At 57.4% G+C, this 6,471-nt stretch carries 6 protein-coding genes; all 6 read left to right on the top strand.

The features are described from left to right. The first annotated feature begins 1,412 nt into the window (after positions 1 to 1,412). The 6 genes from KBZ12_RS18170 to KBZ12_RS18145 all read left to right on the top strand — a co-directional run bounded on the left by KBZ12_RS18170 (position 1,413) and on the right by KBZ12_RS18145 (position 6,251). A complete protein-coding gene (locus KBZ12_RS18170; protein ID WP_254959474.1) occupies positions 1,413 to 2,117 on the top strand; it encodes a hypothetical protein in 705 nt (234 codons plus the stop codon). 170 nt (positions 2,118 to 2,287) lie between these two features. Then, complete coding sequence (locus KBZ12_RS18165) at positions 2,288 to 2,590, top strand: type II toxin-antitoxin system RelE/ParE family toxin (protein ID WP_254959473.1); 303 nt, start codon at positions 2,288 to 2,290, stop codon at positions 2,588 to 2,590. Continuing rightward, positions 2,590 to 2,898: an addiction module antidote protein gene (locus tag KBZ12_RS18160; RefSeq protein ID WP_254959472.1), complete on the top strand. Its 309-nt coding sequence runs from the start codon at positions 2,590 to 2,592 to the stop codon at positions 2,896 to 2,898. Before KBZ12_RS18165 ends, KBZ12_RS18160 begins: the two co-directional genes overlap by 1 nt. A 229-nt stretch (positions 2,899 to 3,127) precedes the next feature. Next, positions 3,128 to 3,925, top strand: coding sequence for a hypothetical protein (locus tag KBZ12_RS18155; protein WP_254959471.1), 798 nt, complete (start codon positions 3,128 to 3,130; stop codon positions 3,923 to 3,925). Positions 3,926 to 4,038: 113 nt separating this feature from the next. Beyond that, positions 4,039 to 4,533 (top strand): hypothetical protein, encoded by a 495-nt coding sequence (locus KBZ12_RS18150; RefSeq protein WP_254959470.1) that lies wholly within the window; start codon positions 4,039 to 4,041, stop codon positions 4,531 to 4,533. Beyond that, positions 4,533 to 6,251 (top strand): caspase family protein, encoded by a 1,719-nt coding sequence (locus tag KBZ12_RS18145; RefSeq protein WP_254959469.1) that lies wholly within the window; start codon positions 4,533 to 4,535, stop codon positions 6,249 to 6,251. Before KBZ12_RS18150 ends, KBZ12_RS18145 begins: the two co-directional genes overlap by 1 nt. Positions 6,252 to 6,471: the final 220 nt, after the last annotated feature.

The following is a 6,471-nucleotide window of genomic DNA, read 5'->3' as shown; positions in this document are numbered from 1 at the left end:
GGGAAACGGGCCTGCCCACCCCTTGCAACGCCAGCCGCTAAGCCGATCGGCCTGAGGTGCGCGGCCCACCCCGGCTACGCCGGGGTGGGGGTGCCGGGGGATTTACACCACTTCAGGGGACGCCATGGATGGATTGGTAGGCCATTGCAATGGAAGTCGGTTCAAGCAACGCTAGACACGATTGACAAGCACTTATTCAAAGAAGTTCTTGATAGTACCTCGCACTACCATCGCGTAACGTTATTCAGAAGGGACCGTTTCCATCCTTGTATTCGGCTGTGGCCATTCTATTTTCGATTTTCATGGCCTTGGTCAGGATGGATGGTTCCAGTAGCTCGATCCAGTCACACCTATCAGCAGATGTTGTCTATCTTTATAGGACCTGACGACCCATCGAAAGCCGAGGGAGTCGCTGGCAGAACATGGGCATATAGATGCTGCATCGATCTTCCAGACCTGCCCGATCTTTCCGCGAACTGCACGGAAGATGACAAGAAGACCTATGAGGATACCACTTTCTTTCCACTTAAAAGATACCTGCGTAAAGAGCTTAGGGCTCGCTCCTTTTACGGTTTACCAGTATACGTTGACAACGAGCCCTGGGGCGCTATCGTGATCGATAGCTCACAGCCCTGTCTGAAGAAGAGTAGAATACAAGAAATCATCAATCTGCATCTCCCAGTTCTTGATCAACTTCTGAAGGATTTCTGACATGGAGCTTGTTTCCCGCCCAATACTCACAGATCCATCCAGGTATGGGACCGAAGTGGCCGGCCTAATAGAGTGCGGAGAAGGCGCCAACTTGATCGTCTCTCCATATGAAGTCCCAGACTCAATGTCAGTTTTTTGGGATCGCAAATCACAAACCAGTGGCATAAGGTTCACTTATATTGTAGATGAGCCCACCGAAAAAAGAAACTTATCGGAATCTCTTCACGCAGAGATAGGCAGAAAGAGTGCACGAATATATTCGCTCGTAACAAAATATTCCGAGGAGGCTAATGTTCGACTTTCAAATATCGTACTTGATGGCTTTTCGCGTCTCGAGGAGATGTCAAGTTCTCGACGTCGAACTCCTGGTCGCGCTGACCATAGTGGCATCAACATGAATTTTCGCTTGGTAAAGCGCCTATTGAAGAGCAACGCCTCACGCATCGATAATTTGAACGAAGAACTTAAGGCAATTCCAACATAATAATAGGCGCACGTGTTGAACAGGAATGATCTTAGTGTCCAAAATGGCTAACAAGCCCCTCGAGTGGACAGGCTACCTCAACTTATCTGCTGCGCCACCGCAGGCTTCTTGCCTGCCACTCAGGGGCAGCGTTAGCGGGTATCGGGTCAGGCCACATTGACATGGCAAGAACCGATTGCTACGTTGACAGAAGCATTACCTGTAACGATCAATCTGTATGACGATCAAGCAATCGATAGCCAATCTAAGTGATTCAGAGAGGCGCGAAATACTCGAATTTATTCTCATGGAGTTCTGCAGGCCATCATTCGGTTCACTTCCCAAGAAGGAAATTGAACTTCTTCTGCTTGAAGCCCTTGTGCGAATCGGTTATCTTGACTCCGAACCGGCACTTTATCAGTTAATTCAACGCCTGAAAATCACAAAATCCAAATCACGAAGCCTTGTCTACGAGAGAGACCTTCGTCGCCTCGACGCAGCTGCACTTGATGATCTACTGAAATCAGCCATTCAAAGGCCGTTGATACAGAAACAAGGTGATCTATTCTGCCTCGAGATCGAAAATCCTCTACTTACTGATCATTTAAAGTTTAGGTTAGGCCAGCTTGGCTATCCGGCTGATGGTTCTTTCTCGCCCAGTCTTGTGAAGCTCAACCTAGATGCATTCAACGCATTGGTTATTGACTGCATCCCCAGAGAAAACCATTCTTTGGTCAAAGCTGCCTTGGTCGATGCAGGTGCAGCAGATGACTCTTTGGGCGGAATTATTCGCGGTGTATTGGTGAGGCTTGGTGGGCGGTTTGCTGATAGCGCAGGAGAGGCCCTAGGTGAGAATATCTCTGACTATTTAGCGCCCTTGTTCTCTGGTGCTGGCACTCAGATTACATCTCACATTTCAAAGTTGTTCCCTGACATAGTTTGAAGATCCCGCTAACAAGCCCCTCGAGTGGACAGGCCACCACCAGCTTTCTGCTACGCCACCCCAGGCTCCTTGCCTGCCACTCAGGGGCAGCGTTCGAAGGATGTGCCTTCCTTGATGGGAGCCAGCGGGTCCCCGCCGCGAGACAGTAGCCAGGAGGCTACAGTAGGCGGATGGTTGAAGTCCGCCAAACAAAGCGGTTCGTCCGATGGCTTGCGGGTCTCCGTGATCTGAGAGCCCGGGCGAAGGTTCTGGCCAGGATCGAGCGCCTCATCGGCGGCAATCCTGGTGACGTCAAGCCCGTTGGGGCCGGCGTATCGGAGTTGCGGATCAACTACGGCCCTGGGTACAGGGTCTACTACCTGCAGAGGGGAACCGCCTTGATCATCCTTTTGGCTGGCGGAGACAATAGCTCACAAGCCAAGGACATTGATGAGGCCTTTCTGTTGGCAGACAACCTGACGGAGGAGACCTGATGAAAACCACGACGACCTCGTACGACGTTGCCGAGCATCTACGCACACCCGAGGAGATGGCGACCTACCTGGAAGCCTGCATCGAAGAGGCGGATGGTGATGCTGCCTTCATTGCCAAGGCCCTGGGCGACATCGCCCGGGCCCAGGGGATGACCCAGGTGGCCAGAGATTCAGGACTGTCCAGGGAGAGCCTCTACAAGGCCTTATCTGGAGAGCGCAGCCCGAGCCTTGACACCATCCTGAAGGTCGTCTCGGCTCTTGGACTGAAGTTGAGCGCAAGTGTGAGAAGTGAAGCGGAGGTGACTTGAGCTCTGTTTAGGCGGTGTAGGTCAGCACATGCTGCCTGTGGAGACGCGACACCTTCGAACAGGCCCCTGGAGTGGACAGGCCGCCGTCGAGTCCGCTTCGATAGCGATAGCTTCTTCCCTGCCACTCAGAGGCAGCGTTATGCAAATGGAAAGCCGGCAGGCCCGCTTGGCCGATCGCCTATAATCAAGGGGCAGAGGAAGCGCTATTTCAATGTGCCGATCTCGTTTTATGGATGAATCTCACAATGATTCTGCGACTCCGCTTGGCCAGCTTGCTGGAAGCATTGGCCTTGTCGCCATTGCTCTTTTGTTCACAGGATGGATTTTCCGCTGGCATTACTTCACCTATTTTCAAGTAGATCCGGCTAGCCTGGGATTCCCCGTAGAAACGATTTCAATCGCGGCTTTTTCGCTTTTATTCAGAAGTCCATGGTCAATTCTTCGATTCATCATTGGCCTGGGGCTGGCTTTTGCGGGAATTGTTGTCACTTTCCGTGCCATTCGCTTTTCTAGCGGATGGCTGCTGCCTCTTTTGGGGAATATGCTGCAGCGCATTGGGCTGGGTCGAGAGCAGCGCCAGCAATTGCGGTTGCTGTTCTCACTGGCCAATGAGCTGGTGATTGTGCTTTGGCTCTTGCTGGTGCTTTATGGGCTTGCTGCAAGCCAAGGGCTGTCTGATGCGCGTCGCGATGCGATAGATGAAACCTCAACATTGCCGCTGATCACCATTGCCATGCCAGGTGCGCAATCCGTGATCGGGCGCGACCCAGATCAGATGCTGGTGAATCCGAGCGATGTGCGTCTCTTCGGCAGTCACGAGCGCTATGACGCTTTACTTGGAGATGAGCTGAACTCAGACAGCGGCCGACGACGCTGGCGGCTGCTCAGTGATACCGGAGGTCGGCTTCTGGTGATACCCAGCCTTCCATCTGCTCAGATCGGCGGCAAGGCCCCACCTGTGTTGATCTTTCCCGATGGAGGCAAGGGTGATCGATTGGTCATCCTCAGCCCAGCTCAGGCCCTCTGATCGCCATTACGATGCGCCATATCAACGGTTACCTCCACCTGTCAGTGGCTCGCCCCCTGTATTTGACCTTGATGGTGGTGACGCTGATCCTTCCAGCACCAGTGGTATCGCTGTTGGCGTGGTCACTGGCCGCCGCCCAGGCCAGGCCAGCGGCCGCCGCCAGCCGCAACGCCTGGCCCGTGGCCTTGCCTGCTTCTGCCACCGTGCGGCTCAAGCAGGGTGGATCCCTGAGCGGCCAGCTCGTAGCCCTCACCCCCACCGCCCTCACCCTGGCGGTGGGGCCGCAGCGGCAGACGGTGGCCATGGCCAAGGTCAGCAGGATTGACTTTCAGCAGAGCAACGATCTGTGGGTGACGCTCCCCAATGGAATCCGCCAGCAGGTGCGCCCGATCCGCGGCCTCAGCCTGCCGCTGGATGCGCTGCCCGGCTCTGCCCTGCGGGTCGATGCCGCCTCGGCTTCCGCGATCGTGGACCTCACGCCGGTGCTCACCGCCGAGCAGTTCGCCAAACTCACCCATATCCCAGACGTGGTGCATGTGCTGCAACGGCTGCAGGTGGCGGCCGACGGCAGCCTCGGGCTGCTGGTGCGGCCCTATGGGGTGCAGTGATGGCTCGGCTGGGGGAGGGCGTTGCACTGGCGCTGCTGGCGGTGGCCGTTGGAACTGGAGTGCAGGCCCATGCACTTGGGGCGCGCCGCATCAGCTCAGAACGTGCGCCTTCTAGCCAGCTCCTGGCCCAAGCTCAGGCCGGCAAGCGCTCGGCGCTGGTGATCGGTAATGGCGCCTACACGGATAATCGCCTGGACAATGCAGTGAATGATGCGGAGGCGGTGGCACGCATGTTGCAGGAGATTGGCTTTTCCGTCACGCTTGTGCGCAATGCCGATAGGCGCGCCATTGATGAGGCGGTGGAGGCGTTCAGTCGGCGGTTGGGCCCAGGCGAGATTGGCTTGTTTTATTTTTCGGGCCATGGCGTGCAGGTGGATGGCGAGAATTATCTTGTACCGATCAATGCCCAACTCAGTCGTCAGAGCGATGCTCAATACGACGCTGTACCGCTCGGCAAGGTGATTAATGCAGTGGAGTCCACGCGTGCCACCGCAAAGATCATTATTCTTGATGCATGTCGCGATAATCCGTTCTATCGCCGCTGGCGCTCCACCGCGCGTGGAGGCACTGCCCGAGGCTTAGCAACGCCCCTGACATCTGGTGAAGGTGGCACATTGATCGCTTTCTCGACCGCACCTGGCAAGGTGGCGGCTGACGGCGTTGGCAACAGCTCCAATTCACCCTTCACCACCTATCTGCTGCGCCATCTGCGCACCCCGAATCTGGAGGTGGGCCAGCTCTTTCGCCGCGTGAGGAACGATGTGGTGCAGGCCACTGGTAATCAGCAGATACCTTGGGTATCGGAGGCCTTGATTGGAGACGTCTTCCTCAACCCGCGCGCCCCTGGCGTGGCCGCCGTCGTGGCTGACGGTTCTGTCCCGAGCCGCCAGCAGCCTGCACCCTCCCCACAGGCCCAGCCCCAGCCTGCGCCACAGCCACAGCCACAGCCACAGCCAAAGCCCGCACCGCAACGCCCGACGACCGCCGCTCCAGCCGTCCTTCCCGCTGCCACTGCCCCGAGCCCACCAAGCCCCCAGCCGGCTGCGAGCCGCAGCCTGATCTACGCCCTGCAGGGCCATGGAGACAAGGATGTCAATGCCGTGGCCTTCAGCCCCGACGGGCGGCGCATCGTCTCCGGCTCAGACGACAAGACCCTGCGCCTCTGGGATGCCGCCAGCGGCAAGCCCATCGGCTCGCCGCTTCAAGGCCATACAGAGTCGGTGTGGTCGGTGGCCTTCAGCCCCGACGGGCGGCGCATCGTCTCCGGCTCAGGCGACAAGACCCTGCGCCTCTGGGATGCCGCCAGCGGCAAGCCCATCGGCTCGCCGCTTCAAGGCCATACAGAGTCGGTGAGGTCGGTGGCCTTCAGCCCCGACGGGCGGCGCATCGTCTCCGGCTCATGGGACAGCAGTCTGGTCCTCTGGGATGCCGCCAGCGGCAAGCCCATCGGCTGGCTGCTAGGGCATAGACAATTGGTGTTCTCGGTGGCCTTCAGCCCAGACGGGCGGCGCATCGTCTCCGGCGCATGGGACAACAACCTGCGCCTCTGGGATGCCGCCAGCGGCAAGCCCATCGGCTCGCCGCTTCAAGGGCATAGACAATTGGTGCTCTCGGTGGCCTTCAGCCCCGACGGGCGGCGCATCGTCTCCGGCTCACGCGACAAGACCCTGCGCATCTGGGATGCCGCCAGCGGGGCGCCGATCGGATTTGCGCCGTGATGGGGACACGGGGCATTGCATAACAACCAGATGCAGAAGACGGGAGCTGGGGCTATGGGCTTTCCCCTAAGTTTCTGCCCGCTTCTGATCTGGAGCGTTATACGGAGCCTAAGACAAGGGCTTGCACACGAGATCGCCGTCTCGCACTCTTTGGCAACTTGCCGGTTTGACGCTATAGTTTACAAATGCCAGTTATCAGCCGCTTCCTTGGGATCGCGAT

It is taken from the genome of Cyanobium sp. Cruz CV13-4-11, from assembly GCF_024346055.1.
Lineage (GTDB): Bacteria > Cyanobacteriota > Cyanobacteriia > PCC-6307 > Cyanobiaceae > Cyanobium.
This window is presented reverse-complemented; position numbering and strand designations above follow the sequence as displayed.

Excerpts from the sequence above, each read along its gene's own strand:
- KBZ12_RS18165 (WP_254959473.1), top strand. The coding sequence starts at position 2,288 with ATGGTTGAAGTCCGCCAAACAAAGCGGTTCGTCCGATGGCTTGCGGGT.
- KBZ12_RS18170 (WP_254959474.1), top strand. The coding sequence starts at position 1,413 with ATGACGATCAAGCAATCGATAGCCAATCTAAGTGATTCAGAGAGGCGC.
- KBZ12_RS18145 (WP_254959469.1), top strand. The coding sequence starts at position 4,533 with ATGGCTCGGCTGGGGGAGGGCGTTGCACTGGCGCTGCTGGCGGTGGCC.
- KBZ12_RS18155 (WP_254959471.1), top strand. The coding sequence starts at position 3,128 with ATGGATGAATCTCACAATGATTCTGCGACTCCGCTTGGCCAGCTTGCT.
- KBZ12_RS18160 (WP_254959472.1), top strand. The coding sequence starts at position 2,590 with ATGAAAACCACGACGACCTCGTACGACGTTGCCGAGCATCTACGCACA.